The organism is Pseudomonas sp. GOM7, assembly GCF_026723825.1.
Classification (GTDB): domain Bacteria; phylum Pseudomonadota; class Gammaproteobacteria; order Pseudomonadales; family Pseudomonadaceae; genus Aquipseudomonas.
This window is the reverse complement of record NZ_CP113519.1, coordinates 201,625-228,422: the sequence shown is the minus strand read 5'-3', so window position 1 is coordinate 228,422 and position 26,798 is coordinate 201,625. Positions and strand designations below refer to the sequence as shown.

General features: G+C 59.9%; 21 protein-coding genes and 1 pseudogene. 13 read left to right on the top strand and 9 right to left on the bottom strand.

The window, feature by feature from the left end; genetic code table 11:
- The first annotated feature begins 117 nt into the window (after positions 1-117).
- Positions 118-297 carry a hypothetical protein gene (locus OU800_RS01015; RefSeq protein ID WP_268180486.1) on the top strand — a complete coding sequence of 60 codons (180 nt, stop codon included), beginning with the start codon at positions 118-120 and terminating at the stop codon, positions 295-297.
- A gap of 9 nt (positions 298-306) precedes the next feature.
- Here the strand turns inward: OU800_RS01015 and OU800_RS01010 are convergent, their stop codons facing one another.
- A complete protein-coding gene (locus tag OU800_RS01010; RefSeq protein WP_268180484.1) occupies positions 307-1,737 on the bottom strand; it encodes an HD domain-containing phosphohydrolase in 1,431 nt (476 codons plus the stop codon).
- Between the two features lie 99 nt (positions 1,738-1,836).
- On the opposite strand from OU800_RS01010, the gene OU800_RS01005 reads away from it, so the two are divergent.
- The 5 genes from OU800_RS01005 to OU800_RS00985 all read left to right on the top strand — a co-directional run bounded on the left by OU800_RS01005 (position 1,837) and on the right by OU800_RS00985 (position 7,365).
- Positions 1,837-2,607 (top strand): alpha/beta fold hydrolase, encoded by a 771-nt coding sequence (locus OU800_RS01005; protein WP_268180482.1) that lies wholly within the window; start codon positions 1,837-1,839, stop codon positions 2,605-2,607.
- A gap of 247 nt (positions 2,608-2,854) precedes the next feature.
- Positions 2,855-3,976, top strand: a complete 1,122-nt coding sequence (locus tag OU800_RS01000) for a Fic family protein (RefSeq protein ID WP_268180481.1) — start codon at positions 2,855-2,857, stop codon at positions 3,974-3,976.
- 170 nt (positions 3,977-4,146) lie between these two features.
- Entirely contained in the window at positions 4,147-4,917 is a 771-nt protein-coding gene (locus tag OU800_RS00995; protein ID WP_268180479.1) for a nuclease-related domain-containing protein, read from the top strand.
- Positions 4,918-4,979: 62 nt separating this feature from the next.
- Positions 4,980-6,038: a nucleoid-associated protein gene (locus OU800_RS00990; protein WP_268180478.1), complete on the top strand. Its 1,059-nt coding sequence runs from the start codon at positions 4,980-4,982 to the stop codon at positions 6,036-6,038.
- On the top strand, positions 6,031-7,365 hold the full coding sequence (locus OU800_RS00985) for a hypothetical protein (protein ID WP_268180477.1): 1,335 nt from the start codon (positions 6,031-6,033) through the stop codon (positions 7,363-7,365). Before OU800_RS00990 ends, OU800_RS00985 begins: the two co-directional genes overlap by 8 nt.
- A gap of 96 nt (positions 7,366-7,461) precedes the next feature.
- Here OU800_RS00985 and OU800_RS00980 read toward each other — a convergent pair whose 3' ends face one another.
- A complete protein-coding gene (locus OU800_RS00980; protein WP_268180476.1) occupies positions 7,462-7,737 on the bottom strand; it encodes a helix-turn-helix domain-containing protein in 276 nt (91 codons plus the stop codon).
- 94 nt (positions 7,738-7,831) lie between these two features.
- Between OU800_RS00980 and OU800_RS00975 the strand changes: the two genes are divergently transcribed.
- Entirely contained in the window at positions 7,832-8,359 is a 528-nt protein-coding gene (locus tag OU800_RS00975; RefSeq protein WP_268180474.1) for a BRO-N domain-containing protein, read from the top strand.
- 49 nt (positions 8,360-8,408) lie between these two features.
- Here the strand turns inward: OU800_RS00975 and OU800_RS00970 are convergent, their stop codons facing one another.
- The 4 genes from OU800_RS00970 to OU800_RS00955 all read right to left on the bottom strand — a co-directional run bounded on the left by OU800_RS00970 (position 8,409) and on the right by OU800_RS00955 (position 16,953).
- A complete protein-coding gene (locus OU800_RS00970; protein WP_268180473.1) occupies positions 8,409-11,426 on the bottom strand; it encodes a type I restriction endonuclease subunit R in 3,018 nt (1,005 codons plus the stop codon).
- A 337-nt stretch (positions 11,427-11,763) separates the two neighbouring features.
- Positions 11,764-13,233, bottom strand: a complete 1,470-nt coding sequence (locus OU800_RS00965; RefSeq protein ID WP_268180471.1) for an ATP-binding protein — start codon at positions 13,231-13,233, stop codon at positions 11,764-11,766.
- Entirely contained in the window at positions 13,233-14,540 is a 1,308-nt protein-coding gene (locus OU800_RS00960) for a restriction endonuclease subunit S (protein ID WP_268180470.1), read from the bottom strand. The genes OU800_RS00965 and OU800_RS00960 overlap by 1 nt, the downstream gene beginning before the upstream one ends.
- Before the next feature lie 13 nt (positions 14,541-14,553).
- Positions 14,554-16,953: a type I restriction-modification system subunit M gene (locus OU800_RS00955; protein WP_268180468.1), complete on the bottom strand. Its 2,400-nt coding sequence runs from the start codon at positions 16,951-16,953 to the stop codon at positions 14,554-14,556.
- Positions 16,954-17,257: 304 nt separating this feature from the next.
- Between OU800_RS00955 and egtB the strand changes: the two genes are divergently transcribed.
- Together egtB and egtD are read left to right on the top strand one after the other, a co-directional pair.
- Positions 17,258-18,538: an ergothioneine biosynthesis protein EgtB gene (gene egtB, locus OU800_RS00950; protein ID WP_268180466.1), complete on the top strand. Its 1,281-nt coding sequence runs from the start codon at positions 17,258-17,260 to the stop codon at positions 18,536-18,538.
- Positions 18,539-18,540: 2 nt separating this feature from the next.
- Complete coding sequence (gene egtD, locus OU800_RS00945; protein ID WP_268180465.1) at positions 18,541-19,503, top strand: L-histidine N(alpha)-methyltransferase; 963 nt, start codon at positions 18,541-18,543, stop codon at positions 19,501-19,503.
- A 230-nt stretch (positions 19,504-19,733) separates the two neighbouring features.
- On the opposite strand, the gene OU800_RS00940 is transcribed toward egtD, so the two are convergent.
- The 3 genes from OU800_RS00940 to OU800_RS00930 form a co-directional block, all read right to left on the bottom strand.
- Positions 19,734-19,892: a YqaE/Pmp3 family membrane protein gene (locus OU800_RS00940; protein ID WP_003084988.1), complete on the bottom strand. Its 159-nt coding sequence runs from the start codon at positions 19,890-19,892 to the stop codon at positions 19,734-19,736.
- Between the two features lie 205 nt (positions 19,893-20,097).
- Positions 20,098-21,681, bottom strand: a complete 1,584-nt coding sequence (locus tag OU800_RS00935; RefSeq protein WP_268180464.1) for an aldehyde dehydrogenase (NADP(+)) — start codon at positions 21,679-21,681, stop codon at positions 20,098-20,100.
- A gap of 171 nt (positions 21,682-21,852) precedes the next feature.
- Entirely contained in the window at positions 21,853-22,854 is a 1,002-nt protein-coding gene (locus OU800_RS00930) for an AraC family transcriptional regulator (RefSeq protein ID WP_268180463.1), read from the bottom strand.
- Between the two features lie 370 nt (positions 22,855-23,224).
- Between OU800_RS00930 and OU800_RS00925 the strand changes: the two genes are divergently transcribed.
- The 4 genes and pseudogenes from OU800_RS00925 (at position 23,225) to OU800_RS00915 (ending at position 26,738) form a co-directional block, all read left to right on the top strand.
- Entirely contained in the window at positions 23,225-24,022 is a 798-nt protein-coding gene (locus OU800_RS00925) for an EAL domain-containing protein (RefSeq protein ID WP_268180461.1), read from the top strand.
- A gap of 60 nt (positions 24,023-24,082) precedes the next feature.
- A pseudogene (locus OU800_RS24145) lies at positions 24,083-24,577 on the top strand (MCP four helix bundle domain-containing protein); the annotation flags it as partial.
- Positions 24,578-25,708 (top strand): methyl-accepting chemotaxis protein, encoded by a 1,131-nt coding sequence (locus OU800_RS00920; protein WP_442964799.1) that lies wholly within the window; start codon positions 24,578-24,580, stop codon positions 25,706-25,708.
- A gap of 115 nt (positions 25,709-25,823) precedes the next feature.
- Positions 25,824-26,738, top strand: a complete 915-nt coding sequence (locus OU800_RS00915) for a LysR family transcriptional regulator (protein ID WP_268180457.1) — start codon at positions 25,824-25,826, stop codon at positions 26,736-26,738.
- The last annotated feature ends 60 nt before the right edge of the window (positions 26,739-26,798 follow it).

The window sequence follows — 26,798 nt, the reverse complement described above, 5'->3', positions numbered from 1 at the left end:
GCGGCCTGGCGCAGTTCAAATTGCGCGACATGGAGGGTCAGCCCTGGTTGACGCAACTGGAAATGGCCGAGCTGTATCAGACCAGCAATCGGTACCTGTGTAGCAGGGGGAACATGCATGGATATTCTGCCGCTGATCGCCATCACATTCGTGGTGCTCTTCATCTATTCCTGGCAACGCTCGCGGCCAAGACGCCGCCCTCATGGCAGAAAACGCAGTGGCCTGAGCGGGCAGGACTCCAGCCCAGGATTCGGCGACGGGGATTTCGGCTCGGGCGGTGATGGCGGGGGCGACTGATTCGCCGCCTCAGATCACCCCTAGCGTCAGCGCCTTCAAGGTCGCAGCCGCACGCGTCGAACACTGCAGCTTGCGAAACACGCTCTCGACATGGGTACGCACCGTGCTCGGGCTGATGCCCAGGTCGCGCGCCACTTCCTTGTTGCTCGCCCCGCTGCTGATGCGCTGCAGAATCTGCGTCTCGCGCTCGCTGAGCAGACCGTTGCCGGGCTTGCTGGCCAGCGGCGCCTGTTCGCCGTGTGCGGCATTGATCACCGCCTGGCAGGCGCGTGGGTCGAAGCGGCCCTGCTCGGCCTCGTCCTGCAGCAATCGGGCGGCCTGGCCATCGCTGAATGCAGCGCGCCATGGGCGCTCGCTGCGCAGTGCCTGCCAGGCCAGCGCAGCGCTCAGCAGGCGGTGTTCGGCGCCCAGGGCGTCGCCGCTCAAAGAACGGAAATAACCACTGCCATCGAGCCGCTCGTAGGCATGCGCGGCCAGTTGCCCGACCTCGCTCAGGCCGCCGATCTGGCTGCAGGCACGGTGCGTCCAGTACGGCACCAGGCGCACCGATTCGAGGTCACCGTCGAGCAGCGGGCCGGGTGTGCTCCAGATTCGATTGGGCACCGCCGCACGGCCCAGGCCATGGATCAATGCCGCCTTGGCCAGCAGCTCGATACGCGGCTCGGGCAAGCCCCAGAGCCAGCCGGCATCGCGCACCAGGCTTGCGGCCTGGCGTGAATGACCGGCCAGCCAGGGCAGCTTGAGGTCGATCACATCGCCCACCAGAGTCAGGGCAACCGCCGCGCCGCTGGTGGCCTGGCTGCCCTCTGGCGAGCGCAGGGCGTGCAGCCAGTCGGCTGCCTGGCGGGTGAGCTCGGCCACCAGCGCGGCCGGGTAACGCCGATCGCCCTGGGCGCCGATCCACTGCAATGCTGCTTCCAGGCCATGCACGCGCGAGAGGATTTCCAGATCGCCGGCCAGCACCACCGGATAGACCACCTCGGGGATGTCGGGGTGACGCAGGCCCAGCGGCCGGCCGCTGCCATCGAAGCACTCGAAGATATGCCGCAACCCCACCTCCACCTCCGCCGGCAGGTCGAGCGTGCGGGCCACCTCGCCGGCCACTTCGCAGTGCACCACGGCCAAGGGTGTAGTACGCAGCATGGCGCGCTGGCCGGCCGCATCCAGAGTGTGCGCGAGCATGTCACGGCGCCCGCCGACGTCATCCCCGAACAGCCGCATGAAGCCATCGGCGTTGGCGGTACAACCGGACCAACGCAACAGCGCCACTTGCCGCGCCGCATCGACTTGCGCCTGATTGCCGCCACAGGCCTGCACCAGCCATTGCGCCAGACGCGCGGTGCGGCGCGACTGATCGATGGGCTGGCCCATGCTCAGGTCACCCACCATGGCTAGGGCCAGCATGGCGTCTTCGAGCGCGACGGCGTCATTCACCTGCATTGCAGCTCTCCTTTTTTCGCCCGCCTCGGATAAACGACCGATACCGCGACACCGGCGCATTATCGACACTGAACTCCCCCAAGCACAGGAGATTCAATCATGTTCAACGCCAAGCCCCTCATCCTCGCACTCGCCATCGCCAGCCCCCTCTTCACCGCCAGCAGCCAGGCGGCCGAGAGCAAAGCGTCGGTGGTCATCGTCCACGGCGCCTTCGCTGACGGCTCCGACTGGGCCAAGGTCGTGCCGCTTTTGCAGAACAAAGGAATCAAAGTCACCGTCGTGCAGAACCCGCTGACCTCGCTGGCCGACGACGTAGCTGCCACGCAGCGCGTACTGAACAATCAGGAAGGCGACGTGGTACTGGTCGGCCACTCCTGGGGCGGCACGGTGATCAGCCAGGCCGGCGCCGACGAGAAGGTGCGCAGCCTGGTGTATGTCGCGGCCTTTGCCCCGAACGTCGGCCAGGCCAGCAAGGAGCTCTACGAGGGTTATCGCACCGCGCCGGGCTCGAGCCAGATCGCGGCGGACAAGAATGGCTTCCTGTACCTGACGCCCCAGGGCATGGCCACCGACTTCGCCCAGGATCTGCCGGCCGAGCAGACCGCGGTGATGGCCGCCACGCAGGGCCCCATCCGCGCAGCCGCCTTCGATGAGCGCACCAGCGTCGCGGCCTGGCAGCAGAAACCGTCCTGGTACATCGTCGCCAGCGATGACCGCATGATCGTGCCGGAGATGCAGCGCGACTTCGCCAAGAAGATCGGCGCGCAGACCACCGAGCTCGCCGCCAGCCACGTGCCGCAGCAGTCACGCCCGGCCGACGTGGCCAAGGTGATCATCCAGGCGGTGGAAAAAACCCAGGCAGCTCGTTGAGCGCAAGGCCGAGGCAGGGCGAGCAGATGCTCGTCCTGCCTCGCGACTTGCAGGACAGCGGCTAGCGACGGCCAGGGGTGCGAAGCGATTAGCCGCTCCGAGTAGCTGCTGCCCACATGCGAATCCACACTGAACGCGGCAGGTTATAGAGCAAGGGACGATTGGACACTGAGCCGAATAACCGCCATTATCGGCTCACCCAATGAGCCGAATAGGCTCGTTAATCGGCTCACAGATGAACAGCCTTATGAATGACCCGCTCTGGATCTGGCAGCAGCCCGACTGGCCGCACTTCGGTTGGCAAACCGAAGCGCTTGCCCCGCTGCTGCGCGCCTGCACCCAGGCACAAGGGCGCTTGCTCGGCATGCTCGGCGCGGTGGGCAGCGATACCGAAGCACAGAGCAGCCTGGATGCCATGCTGCAGAACATCCTCACCTCCTCTGCCATCGAGGGTGAAAAACTGAATGTCGACTCGGTGCGCTCATCGCTGGCAAAGCGCCTGGGGCTGAACGAAGCAGGCCGCACCACCTCCCGTTCCGAAGGGTTGGTAGAGCTGCTGCTCGATGCCACTCATACGCATCAACAGCCGCTGGATATACAGCGATTGTTCACCTGGCACCGCTGGCTATTCCCCAGCGACGACCAACTGCTGGCTCAGCCACTGCGCATCGGCGCACTGCGCGGCGAAGAGCCTAGGCAGGTGGTTTCCGGTCGTATCGACCGCCCGACCGTGCATTTCGAGGCCCCACCCCGCGCCGGGCTGGAAGCACAACTGGCGGACTTTCTCGCCTGGTTCGAGAGCAGCCGCAGCGATACCGGGCTCGACCCCTTTCTGCGTGCCGGCATCGCCCACTTCTGGTTCGTGACCCTGCACCCCTTCGATGATGGCAATGGCCGCCTTACCCGCGCTATCACCGATCTGGCATTGGCTCAAGGCGAACAGCAGGCCATTCGCTTTTACGCGATGTCTGCGAGCATCCTCGACGACCGCGTCGGCTATTACCGCACCCTCGAAGCCAGCCAGAAAGGCAGCCTGGATATCACCGCCTGGCTGCAATGGTTTCTCGCCACCTTGCTCAAAAGCCTGGAACAGGCCCTGGCCCGCATCGACCGGGTACTGGCCAAGGCGCGCTTCTGGCAGAAGCACCGCAGTCAGGCGCTATCAGCCGAGCAGATCAAAGTGCTTAACCGCTTGCTCGATGGCGGTGAAGCGGGTTTCGAGAACGGCATCAGCGCGGCGCAATACCAGGCCGTGGCCAAGGTCTCCAAAGCCACCGCGACCCGTCATCTGAGCGACCTGCTGGAGAAGGGCTGTATCGAGCGGCTGCCCGGTGGAGGGCGCAGTACTCGATACCAGATAGCACGCTGAGCATCTGAGGCGACTGGATCAGCCTTTGGTGCGTCATCGCACCATAGGACGATGGTCTCAATCCCCTTGAGCACTTGAAAGCAATTAGCCATTATCCGAAGCAGTGCCAGGCATCTGGATTTCGGCACATCTGCTCGCCCGTCCTTCAAGCAGCCGCCCAAGGAAGAAAAATGGATTTCACCCCGATAGTCGCCCAGGTGTGGGGCATGCTGGCCTGGCTTATCCCAGCAGCCCTGCTGCTCGGCCTGCTCAAATCGCCCTGGGCCAAGGGGCAGATCGGTGAACTGCTGGTGCGCCTGTTCGCCCACTGGCAACTGGACAAACAAACCTACCGCCGCCTGCACAACGTCACCCTGAACACGCCGGACGGCACCACGCAGATCGACCACGTCTTCCTCTCGCCATACGGCCTCTTCGTGCTGGAAACGAAGAACATGAGCGGCTGGATCTTCGGCGGCGAGAAACAGGCGCAGTGGACGCAGAAGCTCTACAAACGCACCTTCAAATTCCAGAACCCGCTGCGGCAGAACTACAAGCACCTCAAGGCACTGGAAGCCACTCTGGGCGTCAGCCCCGAACACCTGCACTCGGTCATCACCTTCGTCGGCGGCAGCACCTTCAAGACCGAGGTGCCGGCCAACGTCACCCAGGGCATCGGCTTTATCCGCTATATCCACTCATTCCAGCAGCCGGTATTCAACGAGGCTGAAGTCGACGCCATGCTGCACGCCCTGCAAACCGGCCGCCGCGCGCCAAACCTCGCCACCCAGCGCGAGCACGTGCAGAACCTCAAGCGCCGGAGTGAACCCACAGCCGAACGGCAATGCCCGAAATGCGGCAATGCATTGCTAATTCGCACGGTGAAGACAGGGCCGAAGGCGGGAAAAAAGCTCTGGGGGTGCTCGGCTTTCCCCAAGTGCAGAATAATGCAAGGGCTATAATCCTAAAACAGCACTAACACTTCCTAACAACAATGCATCAACATTAAAAGAAGAAACCAATAATGGCAGAAGAAAATATAGAAGAGACTGAATACCACATCACAGACGAGGCAAAACTGGAGCGAATAATATTCCACATAGTAAGTCCCAACTTAAACGCCCCAAAAATTCTCATGGAGGTAGAAACGCCTGAGGATTACTCTAAATTCTTTATTGACCGATTAAGAGAAACAATCAAAGGGACTAAATACCGATTCCAAGATGACTCTTGGGTAAAGGATCAGGTAAAGACGGCGCTGACAAGTCAGCACGCTTTTGTTGATACATCTGAACGGCTTGCAGAGAAGTTCCAGGAGCTTTTTCAGTCAGACAAAAGGCTTATACCTGGCGCACTGATGCTCCTAAAAATAAAAAATAAAGATAAAACGTACGGAGCGATAATAAAATATGACGACATGAGTGTAATTTCGTACACCACAAAAACACTAGAAGACGGCAAATCAAAACCTATCCTCAACCAATTTCTTAACAATTTTGTACAAGATAAAAAAGCCATTCAGAAATCCATATTTTTCGATATTAATTGCCCTCAGTCCAGTATAGTCTGCACTGACAGAAGCGGGAACAAGGGCGACATTACCGATAAACTAAAGATCTACTTGCAAGCCGACCGCCTGTTCACAAGCACACTATTAACAGAGAGACTTATAGCCGCACTAGAAGAAACAGCAAAATCTCAATCAGCTCTAATCCCACCAGAAATAAGAAGAAGGCTTAAGAGCAAGATACGGCAAGCTGTAAAAGACACCGTAGAATTTGACCCGGAAAATCACGAGCAAATTCTAACAGCGGCTTTCGGCGAGGCACACAAAGAAGAAAAAGTAAGAAAAGCTTTCGCCGCATCCTTGAAAAAGAAGAAAATATCAAACGAGAAATTTGAAATATCTCATGAAGCGATAAAGCAAGGCTCCAAGAAAATAAAGCAGACCTACGAGGGAGTAAGAGTTATTTACACGAGCAGTGACATAGATAAAAACATCTTCTTTGAAGAGGATGGTGCAAAAAAAATAATCCGAATAGTCACCGACCAGTATGTCTTGGAAGACGAAGCGGATGATTGATATTTTTTCAAGACTCTCGCTTGAAGGGGAGTCATTAGATGCAGCATTTTATCGCCCCCAAAACGCTGTAGACAACCTTTTGGCCTTTGAACTGAACAACCTAGCAGCCCAGGGGGACTTTAATTTTTCACTCCAAATAAGCGATGAATTTGATGAAAGGATAAATCTCCCAACACTGGACGACCTATCAAACTTCAAAATCGAATTAGTTGTTTTCAACAAAGCCAGAACTCATGGAGACAACTATTTTTTCTCTATTCAAGGATTTTTAAAAAACCTTGAATCAAGCGAGATAGCGAAGTCCAAGAATATCTTCATACATGAAGATATTAACGATTTCAGGACTTTGACCTGCAACATCTCCAAGTGGGATCTCCTCAAAAGCAGCGCACAAGAAGACAAGAGAGACATAGACCTAATCGACCCCAGAAAAATAATAAAAGACTATACAGGCTCACAAATCAACTACCACCACTTATTTTGGATAACCCCTTGCAAGCCCGACATGCTTGATGATTTATTTTTAAAATGGCTAGATATTGCCACACCTAAAGCATCCATACTCTTAGCATCTGAAATATCAGTCATCGATGGAAATACACATTACTCAATTAAAGGAAGTAAGACCTTAGACCTACAGCATGACAACCGCGCCATAGCAATCACACGAGACGAACACTCCAACATTCACGACGCTCTCAATTGGATTTTTGAAACATCGAGAGAAGCCGAGATAAGGCATACACTGCTATGCCAGCGACTCTCCCACAACGACCCCAAAAAATCTGAACCCTGGATCAGATACATTTCAAGAACTATTAAACCCTCTCTCTCAAGCTCTCGAGAAGACTATAAAAATCACTTACTAGTTAAAACTGGCGAGCTACTAAAAGCAATAACCGACATTCGAAAAACAGTATCCGATGAAACCAACAAAATAATTGACAAAACAAGCGCCCTTACATCCAGCCTTCTTCGCGATGCGAGCATAACATTCATAATTGCAACATTAAGACAAACGCTGATTGCAAAAAGCATTATCACCAAGGAAAGTGCATCATTTCTGCTAGTAGCAACGATTGCTTGGCTAGCAACTAGCATTCTTCTCACTGGCTACCAGAACAAAATATTCATTCGCACCCAGATAAGATTCCGCAGAAGCTGGAGTAAAGGCCTTAGTTCCCTAGTTCCCGAAAGCGAGCTTAAAAAAATATCAAGGCGCCCTATCAGAGAGGCAATTGAAAACTATGGCCGAATAAAGAGAGTCATTGACTCTATATATGCAACTTTAATATTAATAATATTGAGCATACTAGTATTCGGGTAATAGGCCTGCCTTACGACACGAAATCGGGGACCACGAAATCGGGGACAGATTTATTTTCAGAGGCACACCGCTCTGGGTGTACCACTATCTGTCGCCCTAGCTCTTCCCTTTTTCCCCTCCGTCATTATCACCAGCCAACTCCTCCTCAAAACGCTGCACAAAGCTGCTCAAGCTAATGCCCAGCACCTGACAAATATCCCGTAGTTGGATCAGATCCAACCGGCGCAGCCCGCGTTCTACGTCGCTGACAAATGATTGTGGGCGGTCGAGCGCTTTGGCGAAATCGCCCTGGGTCAACCCTGCCTCGACCCGACACTGTTTGAGCAATTTCAAGAAGACGAGGTTTTCGTCTCGATAAACCGACTTTTCCACAGGAGGCATCCGTCCGTTGACAGGACAAGTACGGTATATCTAATCTCCAGATATCTGATTTTCAGATAATTCAGACTAAATCGCTGGAGGCCTTATGGAAGACGCCTATACCCCCATCGTGCTGATGCGCCATAACCGCCCGTTACGCGGCGTCATGATCGACCGCCAGCCGTGGGTCTGTGCCCATGAGTTTGCCCGCTTGCTGGGTCATCGCCACCCGGAACGCATCTGCCGGCTGATGGATGCCGACCAGGTGCAGGTGGTGCACTTCCAACTGGCCAGTGGGGAGTTGGAGGCGGTGGAGGTGCTCAGTGAGTCGGGTATTTACAGGGCGTTGTGGCGCTTTTCGCACCCGGAGAACCGCCATCTACGCCGCTGGCTTAGCCATGTGGCCTTGCCGGCGCTGCGCGACAGTATGGTGGAGGCAGCTCATGAGCCGTCGCGCTGTCTGATGAGCTGGGATAACCAGCAGGTCAATCTGCTGGAGTGGCAGGGTGAGCTGTGGATCGCACTGGGCGAATTGCCACACTTCCATCGACAAGCCCAACCAGCACAGCACAAGCCTCAATCGTGGTTGACGCGCTGGTGGTGTGGACGTTGCCGAGCCGGGGCAGCGCGTTGAATGCCAAATAATCCGGGAGATAACAACGCAGGTAGTTTTCAATAGCCTGCTAGCCCAAAAGCCCGCGCAAACCTTGCTGCAGGGTAGACCGGACGGCCGCATCGCTAGCCACCAGTCGATACAACTCCAAGTCCTGGCGGCGACGCATCAGCATCACCTCATCGAAAATCTTCTCGAACGCCAGATTCTTGTGGTCATTGTCATGGCTCTGCTGGTATTTGCTCTCGAAGTCCGGATGTTCCTGAATGCCCTTTAGGATGCTGAGAAATTTCACCCGTTTTTCCTCGGTGGTCACACCCCAACCCTGGAACCATCGCTCGTTGAAGGTGTGGATGATCTCATCCAGCGGATCCTTGTCCTCATCCCCACCATGAACCCCACGCGGGTTGGGGTTAGCCGGATCCAGTTCGGTGTCCGCCTCATCCAGCACGATCTGGTGGTTGAGTTTGACCCGCTCCAGTCCATAAGAGGCCAGATCAACTGAGTTGAGCAGGGCATCGATCTCATCGGCGTCCTTGTCCTGCACCTTGAGCTTGGGAATCAGGAACTTGAGGAACCAGAACAGCTTTTCCCAGGCAACGATCTCATACGGCATGATCGAAGCCATCTGGCCATAGATCTTCACGAACTGCTTGGCCTTGATCTTGAAGTCGATCTTGGCCTCTTCCTCCAACTCCAGCTCATGGTCGAAGCGTTCGACCGCTATATCGATCAGCACACCTAGCTGGCCCGCCTCGACATTGTCGAAATATTGCCTGGCGAACGACTCCACCTCGGGCCACTCATACACACCCACTTCGTCGAGCTGATCCTTGAGCTCGTGCAACACGTTGATGTCCGTCGCGCGCGACAGGCTGGTCGCGGTATAGAACGGATCGAAGGACTTCTTGATGGCATCCACTTCATTGAAGAAGTCGAGCACGAACAGATCCTCGGTTTTCTTACCCCATTTGGGCGCCGAGCGATTGAGGCGCGACAGCGCCTGCACGGCTAGGACGTCCTGCAGCTTCTTGTCCACGTACATGGCACACAGCTTGGGCTGGTCGAAGCCGGTCAGGTATTTGTTGGCCACCACCAGCAGGCGGTATTCCTCGGTATCGAACTGATCCCGCGTATCGGCCTCGGGAAAGCCGTTGATCTGCGCTTCGCTGTACTCAATACCATCGACCACCTTCTCCCCGGAAAACGCGATCAGCGCCTTGAACGGCTTACCGCGCTCCGCCAGCATGCGGCTGATGGCCTTGTGGTAGCGGACGGCAGCCTCGATGTTCTGGGTGATGACCATACCCTTGCCCTGGCCCTTGAGCTTCTTCGGCGTGACGACCTGATCGATGAAGTGCTCCAGCATGATCTCTGCCTTGGCATCGATGGTCTGCTGGTCGCGCTCGACATAGGCACGCAGCTTCTTCTGCGCCTTCAGCTTGTCGAACAGCGGGTTGTCCTGGATGGACTTCTTGATCTCGTAATAGCTGCGATAGGTGGTGTAGTTGGCCAACACGTCGAGGATGAAGCCCTCCTCGATGGCCTGCTTCATCGAATACAAGTGGAAGGGCTCGAAGCGGCCATCGGCCTGCCGCTCGCCGAACTTTTCCAGCGTGCTGTTCTTCGGCGTAGCGGTGAAGGCGAAGTAGGAGGCATTGCCACGCATTTTGCTCTTCTTGATGGCGCTGAGGATCTTCTCCTGCGTGTCATCCAGCTCGTCGCCACCCATCACCCGGTTCATCGTTCCGTGGGCGCTGCCATCCTGCGAGCTGTGCGCCTCGTCGATGATCACGGCGAAGCGCTTGCCCGCCATGTCGTCGATGCCATCGACGATCACTGGGAATTTCTGGATGGTGGTGATGATGATGCGCTTGCCCTGCTCCAAGGCCTGCTTGAGATCGGCGGACTTCAGCGCCGGCGCGACGATGTTCTTCACCTCGGAGAACTCGCGGATGTTCTCGCGCAACTGCTTGTCCAGCAGGCGGCGGTCAGTCACCACGATCACCGAGTCGAACAACGGCTCGCTCAACGCCCGCGCGCCAGCAACCGCCAGTGAAGCCGGGTAGGTTTCGATCAACTGATAAGCCGCCCAGGTAATCGAGTTGGACTTGCCCGAGCCCGCCGAATGCTGGATCAGATAACGCTGCCCCACGCCATGCTCACTGGCGTGCTTCACCAGGCGGCGCACCACATCGAGCTGGTGATAGCGCGGGAAGAACAGCGTGCGCTTGGCCAGCGGTGTCTTGCTACTGCCATCCATACGCACGAAATGCTGAATGATGTTGGCCACGCTCTCGCGACTGAAAATTTCGCGCCACAGATAGGCGCTGCGATGCCCGTCAGGGTTCGGTGGGTTGCCGGCACCGTGGTTGTGCCCCTTGTTGAACGGCAGAAAGAAGGTCGCGGCGCCCGCCAGCCGGGTGGTCATATAGACCTCGTCGGTGTCCACCGTCATGTGTACCAGGCAACGGCCAAACTGCAGCAGCGGCTGGCTGCTGTCACGTTCCTGCTTGTACTGCCTCTGGCCGTGATAGCGCGCTGTCTGCCCCGTCCAGGGGTTCTTCAGCTCCAACGTGGCGAAGGGCAGGCCGTTGATGAAGAGCACCATATCCAGCTCTTCCAGGGTGTTGCTCAGGGAATAACGCACCTGCCGCGTGCTGCTGAAGATATTGGCGGCGAACTGCTGTTTGATTCGTTGCGAGCTATTGGCCAGCGGCGCCGGGTACATCAGGTCAAGGTGTACATCGTCGATGGCCAGGCCGCGCTTGAGCAGATGCAATACGCCGTACTTGCTCACCAGGCGGTCGAAACGCTCCAAGATGCGCAAATCCCAATCGGTGTAGCGCTGCTTGAGGCAGTCCAGCGCTTCGCTCTGGCTGTCCTGCAGAAACTGCCAGAGCACACGGGTATCGACCGCATAGCGGGCATTGAAATCCTGGGCGCGCCCGAGGCGATAGCCATGGTTGGCACTGAAGGGCTGCTCGGCGGCACCCTCGCGAACCTCCGCCAACTCTTCCAGGCAGGTGCCGGTCAGATACTTCTCGATGCTGGCTTCCAGCGCCCGTTCGTTGGTCTTGCTTACCATGCCGGCTTCCTTGTGCCTGTCCTTCTTGCCTGCGCCAGGCTAGCCCGGCGCGGGGTACAAATGTCTAAACCATTTGGCCAGGAAGGGCTTAGACATTTGCCATCACCTACCTGAACTGCCACTAACCCACTGATTTATCTGGCATCGCAGCCAGTAGCGGAGCTGGCTGAGCGCCTGCCGAATGTCTAACGAATCGGCTTATTCGTCCAGCGCTAGACATTCAGTCAAATGGCCGGCAAATGAGCGACAGGCCGGCAAGCGCCTAAAACCGGGGCCTTTGGCCTGATTTCCCTGTCGCCAAGAGTGCGCCAGTCAAATGACCGTCAAATGAGATCGGTCAGGCCCAGCAAGGCACATAACGATAAGCCTTGCGGTTGGCAGCCGGATCATACAAACGGATCAACCCCGCCTCGATGGTCTGCTTGATGATACGGCTGACCATGGCGCTATTGCCTTCGTCGATTTGGAAGCGCTGACGCAACGAGGTGTTGTTCATCGGTTCGCGATTCACGTACTTCAGGCAACAGTGCTGGTAGCAGGCACGAATACGATCCTCCTGGCCCATGTCGCGGTAGTCCTGATGGGCGAACAGCACCACGCGGGTGTGTTCGTCGGTCTGCTCGAAGATCGGCGCCGGTAGCTGGTACAGCTCGGTCTGCGCCACCACCTTGTCGATGCCGCTGCCACGTTCCTCACAGATGCCGATGCGGCGCATGAAGGAGGCCAGCCCTTCGTTACGGCTGCGCGGCGGGCTGTCGAGAAAGCGCTGCGGGTCGACCAGCGGCACGCCAGGGTTGGTGATTTCCAGGCGGCGCTCGAACAGCTCGATCATCGGCCCGGTGCCGCTCAGGTTGAAGTCCTGGTGGATGATGGCGTTGGCCACCAGCTCACGCAGGGCCAGCTCCGGGTACATCGGCACTTCCTGGCGGAACGCCTTGCCGATTTCCTCGTTGGCCGGCAGCAGGGTTTTCAGGGTGTCGATCAAGCCCTCGAAGCCCAGGGCATAGCCCTTGTTGCCAGTCAGCTCGCGCAGGGTTTCCAGCTTGCCGTTGCCCTTGTAGTGGATCAGCCGCACGGCCTTGCGCCCTAACACTGGGAAGTCCTGCAGACGCTTGGCGAAGAGGATCGCGCCCAGGTTGCAGATATGCCATTGCCCGCTGTCACTGCGCTGGATCATACGATCGGCAGCCAGCGCAGCGAGGATCGCCTCGCGCCCTTCCGGCAGAGGCTGGTGGGTGAGGTCGAAGTAGGCCGAATAATCGAGCAGCTTGAGCACCTGGTCGATGCCGAGGTTCTGCGCGGCCAGTTGCTGCTCGAAGGGCACGCGGTCGAACACGCGCCAGAGCGCCCGCTCCTTTTCCGGAAACTCGCGCAGCTTCTTCTTGTAGGAGCCGACGCGGATATATTCCACGCCATCGAACTGCACCGGCGTATGGCGAGCCGCCTGGACTTCCAGAATCACTACCGGCAGGCCCTCGGTGGCGATGAACTCGAAGAAGCGGAAGTGGATCTTCGGCGCGGTCTTCTGCAGCAACCAGCTTTCCAGCTCCTGCTGCTTATGGCGCGCGGCGGAAGGCTTGAAGGCCGTGCCGATCACGGCATGGCTGGCATCGTCGATGCCCCACAGCAGGTAACCGTACTCCTTGCCGAGCAGGGCGGCAGCATTGGCCAGGGCGGAGATGTATTCGCCAATCAGCGGCGCATCGTCGTTGCCCTGCTTGAACTCCACCCACTCGGTTTCCTGCGGCAGCGCGCACAGCTCCCGCAACAGCGATTGCAGATAGCTCAGGTCGCGCTCCACGCTCATCAGGCGATCTCCCGTTCCTCGATCTCGGTTGGCTCCACCACACCCGGCACCTTGATCTTGCCGGTCACGGCGCTATTGATCAGGGTGGCTTTGTATTCTTTTAGCTTTTCAATTTGACCTAGAATATTCTTGATTGCCACATCAAGCTCCTGGCCTTTTTTGTTTATGTACGCGACGATTTCTATTTGCTCTATTTTGGGTGGAGCAATGGCAAGCATTGAGTAGAAATCATTGGTATATAGCGGCATCATGCCTTCCGTCACGCCATACACCAGCGACCTGAAAATCGATTGGTATACAGGCGTATGAAATAAAATCTCATAATACTTGCTGTCGGCCCTAGGTAGAGCTCTGAACACTGTGTAGTTATTAGTTATGACACCCCGCAGGGGAGCTCTCCAGAAAACGCCAAGATGGGCCTTGTATTTATTGAGCACTAAGTCATCTTCGTGGCAAACCTGAAATGTATCAAATGACTCAGCTTGAGTTGAGTTTTCTTGCATTTCTGAAGTCAGCACAATGCCACTGCTCTGCGTGACAGAAAGCTTTGGTTCTGTACCGTCTCGCTCATTACGTCTCACCACACGAAACAGATAGCGACTTGGTAGAGCTTCCCAATGCGCCGGAATCTCGCCAATCCATTCGATACCGGAGTCCCGCATGGGTGCATGCGGATCAAGGCCACGGGTTACAGCCTGCTGGATCAGTATCTGCTTGCGTTCTTTCAGCAGTTCGATCTGGCGTTCCTTGATCTGGATTGCCTGATCAATTTGTGCTGACTTCTGGTCAAGATAATCAGAAATCAGTAATTGCTCTTCATACGAAGGCTTTAGTACCGGCAACCGCTTGAAGTCATCAAAACTCAAGTTCTGCCTGAGCCCGCTGCCCAGTTTATAAATGGCTTTTGAGATGTCCAGAAGATGAAGGAGATAATGGACGTAGCGGTATTGAAAGCCCTCTCTTACGCCCAGACAGAGATAGGCCGACGTGATAATGCCGCGATCCTTTACAAGCCCTGTGCGCAGGCTGGTCTGATCGTTCTGCAAGTCAGTGCAACGGATGATGATGTCGCCTGGCATAGCTAGTTGATAGGTTTCAAATGACTCTGGAACCAAACCCACAAGCTTTTCTTCTGCTTTGACGATAATCCGTCCATAACTAAGGGAGAGCACTTGGCTCTCCTTCATTCCTTTGTTATCTCGACGATTTTCAGTCAGGGCCAGCATGCCGGGCACTACCAACCAATGCTCGGGCGCTGCCTCAAAATAGTCAGCACCTGAAGGCTGGTACGAGCGGTAAGTCTTCAAGTCGTAATGCGCCTCAAGCAACTTTCACCCCCGACACATCCTTAACCTCCAGCCCCAAAATCTCCGCAATCAACCCTTCCGCCTGCTGCTCCAGCGCCACGATTTCCCGCGCCACCTCTTCCATGCTGCGCAGTGGCTGATGCTTGTAGAAGTATTTATTGAAGCTGATCTCGTAGCCGATCTTTACCGACTCCAGATTGATCCAGGCCTCTGTCACATGAGGCTGCACTTCGGCCTTGAAGAAGCGGTGGATGGAATCGGCCAGCGGGATGCTTTCGCTGTCGCGCAGGTCGCTGTTGGGCTCGTAGGTGATAAATTCACCGGCCTTGTCGCTCGGGTAGTAACCGAAATCCGGTAGGTCGACCTCATTACAGCCCAAGCGCGCGAGCAGCGCAGCCAGTTCGGCGCGGTCGAACTTCTCCACCTTGCGGATGACCTTGGCGGCGTTTTCGTCGTACCAGCTCACGGCATTGAGTATCTGATTACGCTCACTGGCGGCGAGCTTGATGCCGGCGTCCTTGCCCAGTTGCTTGAGCACCTTGTCCACCCGTTTGGCGAACAGGTTGAAGTCGTCGAACTCCTCTTGGCCGATGGCCTGCATCAGGTAGTTGGCCACGGTGACCAGCAGCGATTGCTTAGCCCAGGTTTCCAGGCTCAGCAGCTTCTTGCGTTGCTTGGTGTTGAGCTCCAGACCTTGCTCTTCGCACCAAGCGAGAATGGCCTTGTCGTGCTGGGCCAGGGTGTCGTCCTGGTACACCGCGTCGCCCCACTGCTGGTAGATCCACTGCATGGGTTCGCGCAGGGCCTTGTCGAAGCGCAGGGTTTCGATGCGCTCGGCGCTGAACTGGGCCTTGCGCCGGTCTGGCCGCTCGATGCTGACCTTGTGGTAGCCGAAATCGCGGTTGTCGAATACCTGCGCGGCAATGCCGTCGCCGCCAGCCGGGCGGTCGATGCTGGCGAGGTCAAGGTAGGTCTGGGTGATTTGCTCGATATGTTCAGGGGCGAACTCGCAGTTCTTGTTGCCGAGGTTCTTGCGCAGTTTGCGGTAGAGCAGGCTGGCGTCGATCAGTTGCACCTTGCCCCGGCGCTGCGCCGGTTTGTTGCTCGACAGCAGCCAGATGTAGGTGGTGATGCCGGTGTTGTAGAACAGGTTGTTGGGCAACTGGATGATGGCGTCGAGCAGGTCGTTCTCGATCAGGTAACGGCGGATATTGCTCTCGCCACCGCCAGCGTCGCCGGTAAACAGGCTGGAGCCGTTATGCACCGAGGCGATGCGCGAGCCGAGGCCGCTGTCGCCTGACGCCTTCATCTTGCTGACCATTTCCATGAGGAACAGCAGTTGCCCGTCGCTGGAGCGCGGGGTGGCGTCCTGCGCCTCGAGGTGGCCCCAGTAGTCACGCAGGGCGACCTTGAAGCGCGGGTCGATGACTTCGCTGCCGTCCTTGATGAATTTCTGCTCACTGGCCCAGCTCTTGCCGTAAGGCGGGTTGGACAGCATGAAGTCGAAGCGGCTGCCGGCGAACTCGTCCACCGACAGGGTGGAGCCGGGGCGAATGTTGGCCGGGTTGTTGCCCTTGATCATCATGTCCGACTTGCAGATGGCATAGGTCTCGTCGTTGATTTCCTTGCCGTACAGGTGGACGTCGCGCGTGGTGCCTTGCGCGGGGTACTTCTCCTCGATGAAGTTCTGCGACTCGGTGAGCATGCCGCCGCTGCCGCAGGCCGGGTCGTAGATGGTCATGACGTTGGGCAGGCGATCCTTGATCGGGTCGAAGACCAGATGGGTCATCAGCTCGATCACTTCACGCGGGGTGAAGTGTTCGCCAGCCTCTTCGTTGTTCTCTTCGTTGAACTTGCGGATCAGTTCCTCAAAGACGTAACCCATGCCCAGGTTGCTCAGAGCCGGCAGGCGGTTGCCCTTGGGGTCTTCCGCGTCTGCAGGGGTGAGGTTGATATAGGGCGAGGTGAACTTCTCCAGCACGTCCAGCAGCACATCCTTGCTGGCCATGTGGCGCACCTGGGCCTTGAGGTTGAAGCGGCGGATGATGTCCTTGACGTTGTCGCTGAAGCCATCGAGGTATTCCTCGACGTTGGCCTGGAGAATCTGCTGGTTGTTGGTGGCGGTCTTGTAGAGCTGGCTCAGCGTCCAGTTGCTGATGTTGTAGAACACGTAGCCGGAGGCCGCGCGCAGGGCGCTGTCGTCCAGCTCGGTGGTGCTCATGGCGCTACGCTGGAATGCCAGCTCTTCCATCACCTTGGGCTTGGTCGGCTCCAGCAGGGCATCCAGGCGGCGCAGCACCACCATGGGCAGGATGACGTCGCGGTATTTGCCGCGCACATACACGTCACGCAGGCAGTCGTCGGCAATCGACCAGATGAAAGAAACCAGTTTGTTGTGGACCGCGTGGTTCACTGCAGATGCTCCGAGTCTGAACGCTTGGCAGCCGGAGCAAGCTGGCTCACGGCTGCAAAAACTAAACGGCGCATGTTACCTAAATGCGGATGGTCAGAGGTTATCTACGTCACCTCGGCTGTAATGCAGTCGCTCAAACGAAAAACCGCCCCCGATCGGCCTGATCGCCACATCAGACTAGGGCGCATTGCGCCCATCGCCCCCTGCCATATAAACGCCACACTTTTCCCTGAACCTTTGCCCTTATCGCCCAGTCGGTTTTAAGAACCGTCGCGCTTCGCGACGCCAGCAAAGGATGCGCGATATGCGAGACCGCGCCAGCAGGATCGACGCCTCACCTTCTCGACTCGAACAGTTATGGCAGCGCTACCAGCGGGTGCGTGCCGCCAGCGAACGGCTCTGCGAGCCGCTGGAACCTGAAGACTATGTGATCCAGAGCATGCCGGACGTGAGCCCGCCTAAATGGCACCTGGCCCATGTCACCTGGTTCTTCGAGGCCTTCGTGCTAAAGCCCTTCCTGCCGAGCTATCGCCCGCTGGATGAGCGCTACGACCATCTGTTCAATTCCTACTATCAGACCCATGGCGCGCCCTTCGAGCGGGCGCGGCGGGGTTTGTTGTCGCGGCCGACGGTGAACGAGGTGTACGCCTATCGCAGCCATGTCGACCTGGCCATGGAGCAGTTGCTCCAGCCCGGCAGCGCGCTGGCCGATGAGGCGCTGCAGCGTATCGAGCTGGGCCTGGAGCACGAGCAGCAGCATCAGGAGCTGCTGCTGATGGATATCAAGCACATCCTGGCGCAGAACCCGTTGCGGCCGGTTTATCGCCGCGACCTCAAGTCGGGCGGCGCGGCGGCAAGCGAGCTGCGCTGGATCGATTTTCCCGCCGGGTTGCGCCATGTCGGCCATGCCGGCGAGGGCTTCGCCTTCGATTGCGAGCGGCCGCGCCACCGGGTGTTCGTCGAGGCCTTCCAGCTCGCCAGCCGGCCAGTGAGCAATGGCGAGTATCTGCAGTTCATCCGTGATGGCGGTTACCGCAGCACGGCGCTGTGGCTGGCGGACGGCTGGGATCATATCCAACGCGCCGGCTGGCAGGCGCCGCTGTACTGGCTGCGCGAGGGCGACGACTGGCTGGAGCTGACCCTGGGCGGGCCGCGCGAGCTGGATCTGCATGCGCCGGTCTGCCACCTGAGCTACTACGAGGCCGAGGCATTCGCCACCTGGGCGCAGGCACGCCTGCCGCGCGAAGAGGAATGGGAGGTGGCCGCGCAGGACGAGCCGCTGTGGGGCAACTTCGTCGAGAACGATCACCTGCAGCCGGTGGCCGCAGGCGCGGGGGATGGTCTGCAGCAGCTCTATGGCGATGTCTGGGAATGGACGGCCAGCGCCTACCGGCCCTACCCCGGTTTCCGTCCGCTGGGCGGCAGCCTGGGTGAGTACAACGGCAAGTTCATGTCTGGGCAGATGGTGTTGCGCGGCGGCTGTTGCGCCACACCCGAGGATCACGTGCGCCCCACCTACCGCAATTTCTTCTACCCCACGATGCGCTGGCAGTTCTCCGGCCTGCGCCTGGCCAAGGAGCTTTGAGCATGGCATTGGCAATCCGCACCCACGAACAATCCCTGAGCCCGGAACAGCAAAGCCTGCGCAAGGAAGCCTTGCGCGGCTTCGCGGCCAGCCCGAAGGCGATGTCGCCGAAGTTCTTCTACGATCATCGCGGCTCGCAGCTCTTCGAGCTGATCTGCCAGCAGCCGGAGTACTACCCGACGCGAACCGAAGAGACCATCCTGCGTCTGGCGGCCAAGGATATCGCCGAGCTGGCCGGGCGCAACGCCAGCCTGGTGGAGCTGGGCAGCGGCGCCAGCCGCAAGATCCGCCTGCTGCTCGAAGCCCTGCGCCCGGCGCGTTACCTGGGCATCGATATTTCCCGCGAGTTTCTGGAGATCTGCACCCGGCGCCTGGCGGCCGACTATCGCTGGTTGGATGTGCACGCCCTGTGCGCCGACTTCAGCCTACCGCTGAAGCTGCCCGCCGACGCACTGGGGCAACGCCCGCTGGCGTTCTTTCCCGGCTCCAGCATCGGCAATTTCGACCCGAGCGAGGCCCGCGCCTTTCTGCGCAACCTGCATCAGGCGTTGCCGGCGGGCAGTGGCTTGCTGATCGGCGTGGATCTGGTCAAGGATCGCCAGGTGCTGGAGCGCGCCTACAACGATCAGGCCGGGGTCACTGCGCTGTTCAACCTCAACCTGCTCGAGCGCATGCGCAACGAGCTGGACTGCGATATCGACCCGCGCCGCTTCGAGCACCGGGCCTTCTACAACGAGGCCGAGTCGCGCATCGAGATGCACCTGGTCAGCCGCCAGGCGCAACGAGTACGCATCGAAGACCGCGTGTTCGACTTCGCCGCCGATGAGACGCTGCACACGGAGAATTCCTACAAGTACACGCCGGGCGGCTTTCGCGAGCTGGCAGGCGACTGCGGCTTCGCTTCCGTGGCCATGTGGCGCGACCCGGCGCAGTTGTTCAGTGTGCACTTCTTGCGGCGGGAGTGAGGGGCTTCGCCATTGAGAAGTGGCGGGCCGTAGCCAGGGGCGGATAAGGAAATTGCAGCGCTATTTTCTGCCCTCTCCCCCGGCCCACCCTGTGCCCCAGCCCTTCGCAGAGCTCAGGTCGCGACAGCGGGCGAAGCAGTGCTTCGCTGTTTCCGCTGTCGCCCCGCAAGCGGGAGAGGGGAGAAAGCGCGTTCGACGTTATGGGTAGGCGAATGGGCTCGGAACAGACCTCAGCGCTTGGCGATGATGTACACCGCGTGCACGATGCCGGGAATGTAGCCCAGCAGGGTGAGCAGGATGTTCAGCCAGAACGCGCCGCCGAAACCCACCTGCAGAAAAACGCCCAGCGGCGGCAGCAGGATGGCGATGAGGATACGGATAAGATCCATGCGGTGCTCCTTTGCATTCCATGAGGGGTACTTAAACAGACCCGGCCACACGCCTCGCAGTTCAGTTCGCCTTTCTCATCCACTGCTGCCCTCTGCCAGGGCGTGCAAGCACCTGGAAGATCCCCCACTCGGTGAGCGGAGGAACGGCAGATATGCAAAAGCCCCGGGTTGGCAGCCGGGGCTTTCCGTCACCAGCAGAGCGCGATCAGCTCAGCGCATCACGGGTATGCACGCCATCCACCAGGCGCTGGATGCCCAGCGGGTTGGCGTTCTGCAGGGCTTCGGGCAGCACTTCATCCGGGTAGTTCTGGTAGCACACCGGGCGCAGGAAGCGGTGGATCGCCAGGGTGCCGACGGAGGTGCCACGGGCATCGGAGGTGGCCGGGTAGGGGCCGCCATGCACCATGGCATCGCACACTTCCACGCCGGTCGGGTAGCCATTGAGCAGCACACGGCCAGCCTTGGTCTCCAGCAGCGGCAGCAGGTCACGGAAGGCGCTCAGATCGTCACGCTCGGCGATCAGGGTGGCGGTCAGTTGCCCGTGCATGCTCTGCAGGGCACGGGTCAGTTCGGCGCTGTCGGCGGCTTCGACGACGATGGTGGTCGGGCCGAAGACTTCTTCCTGCAGCAACGGGTCACCTTCGAGCAGCATGCTGACGTCGGCCTTGAACAGTTGCGGCTGCGCCTGGTTGCCGGCCTGCTCGTTGCCCGCCAGGTGGGTGACCTTGGCGTGGCCGTGCAGGTGCGCCAGGCCGCTGGCATAGCTGCGCAGGGTGCCGGCATTGAGCATGGTCTGCGCCGGTTGGCTGGCGATGGCGTCGCTGAGGGCCGCGACGAAATCGCTGAACGCGGCGCTGCGTATGCCGATGACCAGGCCCGGGTTGGTGCAGAACTGGCCACAGCCCAGCACCACGGAACCGGCCAATTCCTTGGCCACGGTAGCGCCACGGGTCGCGAGCGCGCCCGGCAGGACGATCACCGGGTTGACGCTGGACATCTCGGCGAATACCGGGATCGGCTGCGGACGGGCGGCAGCCATGTCGCACAGGGCGCGGCCGCCCTTCAGCGAGCCGGTGAAGCCGACCGCCTGGATGGCCGGGTGCTTGACCAGAATCTCGCCGACGCCGCCACCGAAGATCATGTTGAACACGCCCTTGGGCATGCCGGTTTTCTCGGCGGCGCGAATCACCGCATCGGCCACGCATTCGGCAGTGGCCATGTGGCCGCTGTGCGCCTTGAACACCACCGGGCAGCCGGCCGCCAGGGCGGACGCGGTGTCGCCACCAGCGGTGGAGAAGGCCAGGGGGAAGTTGCTGGCACCAAACACGGCGACCGGGCCGACGCCGATCTGGTACTGGCGCAGATCTGGGCGCGGCAGCGGCTGGCGATCCGGCAGGGCGCGGTCGATACGGGCACCGTAGAAATCACCCCGGCGCAGCACCTTGGCGAACAGGCGCATCTGGCCACTTGTACGACCACGTTCACCCTGGATGCGGGCAGCCGGCAGCGCGGTTTCACGGCAAACCAGGGCGACGAAGTCATCGCCCAGGGCGTCGATCTCGTCAGCGATGGCCTCGAGGAACTCGGCACGGCGCACGGCCGACAGGCTGCGGTAGCTGGGGTAAGCGGCAGCGGCAGCCTGGGCGGCGGCATCGACTTCTTCCGGCGTGGCCTGGATGAAGCTGTAGGGCAGCGCTTCACCGCTGCTGGCGTCGAGGCTCTGGAGCGAGGTGGTGCCGGCGGCGCGGCGCTCACCGCCGATGTAGTTGTGGCCAGTCAGACTCAGCATGGTGTTCTCCTGTCAGAGGGGGCGACGAGGTCACCCGGGGACACTGAATGAGGCCCGGCTGCAGCGCCGGGATGAACAACCGTCTATGCAGTTGTCAGACGTATGATAAGTGACAACAACAGATTTGTCCCCCGGCAGAGCCAACAATCGACGGACGCGCCTGGCTGCTGCTCAGGCGCTGCCCTCGAGCGCGGCGGGGGCGAGCCGATAGTGCTGGGGCGACACGCCGAACCAGCGCATGCAGGCCTTGTGGAAGCTGCTCTGGTCACGAAAGCCCAGTTGCGCGGAGATGTACTTGAGGCTGCGTGTGCTGTTGCGCAACAGGCTGGACGCATGCCGCCGCCGCGCGTCGTCGAGCAAACGGGTGAAGTTCACCGCGTCGCGCATCAGGCCATGCTGCAGGCTGCGCCTGCTCATGCCGAGCTGATCCGCCACCTCGCCCAGGCCAGGGCTGATACCCAGGCTGAGCTGGGTGCTGAGCACCCGGCGGACTCTGGCCTCCAGCGAGCCGTCGATCTGCTCGTCCAGCCAGGTTCTGGCGTATTCGACATGCAATGGATGCAGAGCTGGCGCTGCCGTCGGCAAGGCAATCGCGCCATCGGCCAGGCTGAAGGTCATGCAGTTCCTGGCAGCGCCGAAGCGCAGCTCGGCGCCGAACAGCCGCCGTAGTGCTCGAGTGTCCTCGGGTTGCGCATAGGTCAGCTCCAGCATCAGTGGCATCGGCCGCTGGAAGGGCGCCAGCCAATGCACCGCAGCCAGTGCCAGGGCCGCCCCGGCATCGATGAAGGCCCGTGGAGCCTGACGCCGCACGGCCCCTATTTCCAGCCCCACCAACCTGAGCTGCTCCTGATCCTGCTCCAGAAACAGGTGCGAGCCATCACTGGTCAGCGGGTGGTAATCCACCATGTGCTGCAATGCGTCCTTCAGGGTCGCGCTGGACATCATGGCGTAGCTCTTCACCCCCAGCAGGCTGGGATGGAAATGTGCGTAGGCACGCAAGCCCAGATCCAGGTCACCGCTCTCGGCCACCTGCGCCTCGAGAAAACGGTAGACCTGCAGCACGGGAATCTGGGCAGCGCTGGCAAGCATCTGCTCCAGCCCCGGGATAGCTGAGTCACGGCCAGCAAAGGCCTTGAGCAGCACCTGGAAGCAGGACGTGGTAAGCGAATGCATCGAAACTCCTGTATCTCGTTCGAGCCACGGGCAACAGGGGTGACTCCGTGGACATGCGATTTGTATCTGAGAACACTTCTCCTGCCCAGCCCCGGAATGGGACGATAGTGTCTAGCCGTTCACAGCCTTCGCCGAGAACAGCGGAGGCCTGTCAGCCCACTGCCGCCAGGCTGCCTGCGCGGCGGAGCGCCCTGCCCAGGCAGGCGCAATCGCGACAGCGTCACCACTCTCCAGGCTCTGTTTAAACCCGCATCGGCAAGGGCGTTTGGCTCTCGCCGTCACCCGCGTTGCTCTGCTCGACAACGGCCTCAGCAAAGGAATGAAAGATGTACGGCCCAGCGATATGCAGGTTCTGCCAAGAGGCGCGGGCATGATCCGCACCCCCTCTCTCATGCCGCCCATCGCCCCGGAGGCACTGGACGACCTGCAACGCGCCCATCTGTTCTACGATGAACTGCAGCGCGGCCACTTCTGCCTGGCCTTCCAGGCGGTGGTCGCCGCGCATGACCCCGAGCAGATTCTCTATCGAGAAAGCCTGTTGCGCCATGAAGGTGGCGGGCTGGGCTTCAACCCCTTTCCGCTGCTCGAACGCCTGCACGTCATCCGCCCGCTGGATCACCGAGTGCTGAGCACCCTGATCAGCCTGCTGCAGGCGCATCCCACGCTCACCCTGGGCTGCAACATCTCGGCCCTGAGCACGGTCTGGGATCAGGACTGGGACAGCACGCTGGAAGCGCTGGAGGCCGACCATGCGGTGGCTCGGCGGCTGGTCGTGGAAATCACCGAAAGCACCGTACCGCCCTGCCACAGCAGCGCCGTGGAACTGGTGACGCACCTGCGCAACAGCGGTTGCCAGGTAGCGGTAGACGACTTCGGTTCGGGCTTCGGCACATTGGCCTTCATCCAGCAAAGCCAGCCGGACATCATCAAGATCGACCAGAGCTATATCCAGCGTGCCCGCACCACCACACAAGGCGAGCGAACCCTCAAGTACCTGCTGGAGCTGTGCAAGACGCTGGCGCCCTGCGTGATCGTCGAGGGCATCGAGACGCAAGAAGACCTGCAGCGCGCCAGGAGCCTCGACAGCGATTGGCTGCAGGGTTACCTGTTCGGCCGCCCGGACTTCGCACTCGCCGACCTGCCCGGCATTCAGCGGATACCTCGCTAGCGCTCACCCCGCCCATCCCACTGAGCCGAGCCAAGCTCTCCGTTCTGTCATGAGGTTCGTATGTTGTTGAGAAAACTCCGTATCGGTACGCGAGCGGCGGCGGGCTTCGCCCTGCTGGCCCTGCTGGTGTTACTGCTGGGCACCATCACCCTGGCGCAGATGAAGCGCATGGACGAGGCATCCGATGCCATCGAAAGGAAGTGGTTGCCCGCCGTCCTGGCCCTCGAAGACATAAGCATGAACATGTCCAGGGTGCGCGCCTTGACTCTGCGCGCTCATATCATCCGCGACGCCCAGCAACGGGCCGCCGATCAGGCGAAGATAGAACAGTGCAAGCATCTCCTTGAGCAAGCCGAGCAGGCCTATGTCGCGCTGATCAATTCAGACGAAGAGCAGCATGTCTATGAGCGTTTTCGGGATGAGCGCGAACGCTACATGAACACGCAGGCGCAGGTCATGAATGCGATGAGCGCGGGCGATGAAGCTCAGGTTCAACAACTGGTCGCAGGCGACTTGAGCGCGCATGCCAATGCCGTCGTCGTCGCCTTACAGGCCTTGGTACGACAGAACGAGAAAGGCGCCAAGCTGGCTGCTAGCGAAAGCAAGTCAGCCTACAGCAACGCCATTGAGGTCGTGCTCATCGCCCTTGTAGCCGCCATCGCCAGCACCATTGTCCTCGCGCTGCTGCTCACACGGAGTATCACCCAACCACTAGCTCTGGCCGTCAGCATCGCCCAAGACATCGCCGCTGGCGACCTCAACCACGACATCTCCGACGCGGGGACGGATGAACCGGCGCAGTTGCTCCAGGCACTCGACGCCATGCGCCATAACCTGCGCGACACCCTGCAACAGGTCGCCGACTCCTCCAGCCTGCTGGCCTCCTCGTCCGAGGAGCTGCACGCGGTCACCGAAGACGGCAGGCGTGGCCTGTATCAACAGAATGCCGAAATCGAGCAGGCCGTCACTGCCGTGACCGAGATGACCGCAGCGGTGGAGGAAGTGGCGCGCAATGCCGTGAACACCTCGCAAGCCACACGCGATACCGATCAGAGTGCGCGCCATGGTCATGCCCAGGTCGGCCGAACCATCGACTCGATCCGCCTGCTGACAGCGGACATCGGCAGCGCGGGGGAAGAAGTCAGCCTGCTCGCCGGCAACGTGCGCAATATCGGTCAGGTGGTCAATGTCATCCGCGCCATCGCCGACCAGACCAACCTGCTGGCCCTCAACGCAGCCATCGAAGCGGCGCGTGCCGGCGATCAAGGACGTGGCTTTGCCGTGGTAGCCGACGAAGTACGGGCGCTGGCACAGCGCACCCAGCAGTCCACGGGCGAGATCGAGCAAATGATCGGCGCCATCCAAAAGGAAACCGAGCAGGCCGTGGCTACCATGAACGCCAGCATGGAGCGCGCCGACTCGACCCTGGAACTGGCGCAGTCCGCTGGTGCTGCACTGGATACGATCACCGAGGCCATCGGAACCATCAACGAGCGCAACCTGGTCATTGCCAGCGCATCGGAACAGCAGGCGCAGGTGGCCCGCGAAGTTGACCGCAACCTGGTCAATATCCGTGATCTGTCGCTGCAGAGTTCGGCTGGCGCCGACCAGACCACTGCGGCGAGCCAGGAGCTGTCGCGCCTGGCCGTGGCGCTGAATACGCTGCTGACGCGTTTTCGGCTTTAGAGCCGCGCGACTGGAGCTGACAGGCATGCGGGCCTGGCAGCGCAGTCGCCGGGAATCCCCCCGCATGGATCATCGAATGCGGCACAATCGGCCATCGCTGGAATAGGACAGGCCCATGCTGATCGATGAAGAACTGACCCTGAAGAAGCTGGAGGTCTTTCTCGCCTTCATGCGCAGCGGCAACCTGGCGCGCGCCGCCAGCGAGCTGCAGACCAGCAATGTCAGCGTGCACCGCGCCATCCACTCGCTGGAAAGCGCGCTGCGCTGCCCGCTGTTCAAGCACGAGGGACGCAACCTGATCCCGCTGGAAAGCGCCTACGTGCTGGAAGAGAAAGCCCAGAAGCTGATCCAGGATGCCCAGGAGATGGTGCGCCTGACCCGCGAGGCGGCCGGCTTCGGCGCCGAGCGCTTCAAACTCGGCGCGCTCTATTCGCTGACAGTGAAGACCGTGCCGCAATTGATCATGGGCCTCAAGCTGCGGCGCAGCGAGCTGAACATCGACCTGGTGCTCGGTTCCAACGTCGACCTGCTGTACAAGCTGAAGAACATGGAACTGGACGCCATCCTCATCGCCCTCGACGACGGCATCAGCGACCCGGACTGCGAGCAGTTGGCGCTGTTCTCCGATGACATCTTCCTCGCCGCACCGAATGACTCGCCATTCGCCGATCACGCCGAGGTGGATCTGGCCGAGCTGCGCAACGACACCTTCATCACCCTGACCCAGGGCTACGCCACCTTCCGGGACGGCGAGCGGGTGTTCCAGCAGGCCGGTTTCGAGCCCAAGGTGGCGATGCAGGTCAAGGACATCTTCACCCTGCTCAGCATGGTCAGCTCAGGGGTGGGTTACGCCCTGCTGCCGGGGCGGGTGGCGGCGGTGTACGAGAACCGGGTGAAGCTGATCCCGCTGCAGGCCAAGTACCACCTGCAGCAGCATATCGGCGTGGTGTTCCTCAAGGCGCGCGAGCGCGACCCCAACCTGCTGGCGCTGCTGGCCGAGTGCCGGATGTACAGCCGGCAGTCGTCGTGAAGGCGACTGGCAAACCGGCCAGGCCCTGAACCCGCGCAAAGCTCAGGGCACTGGCAACGC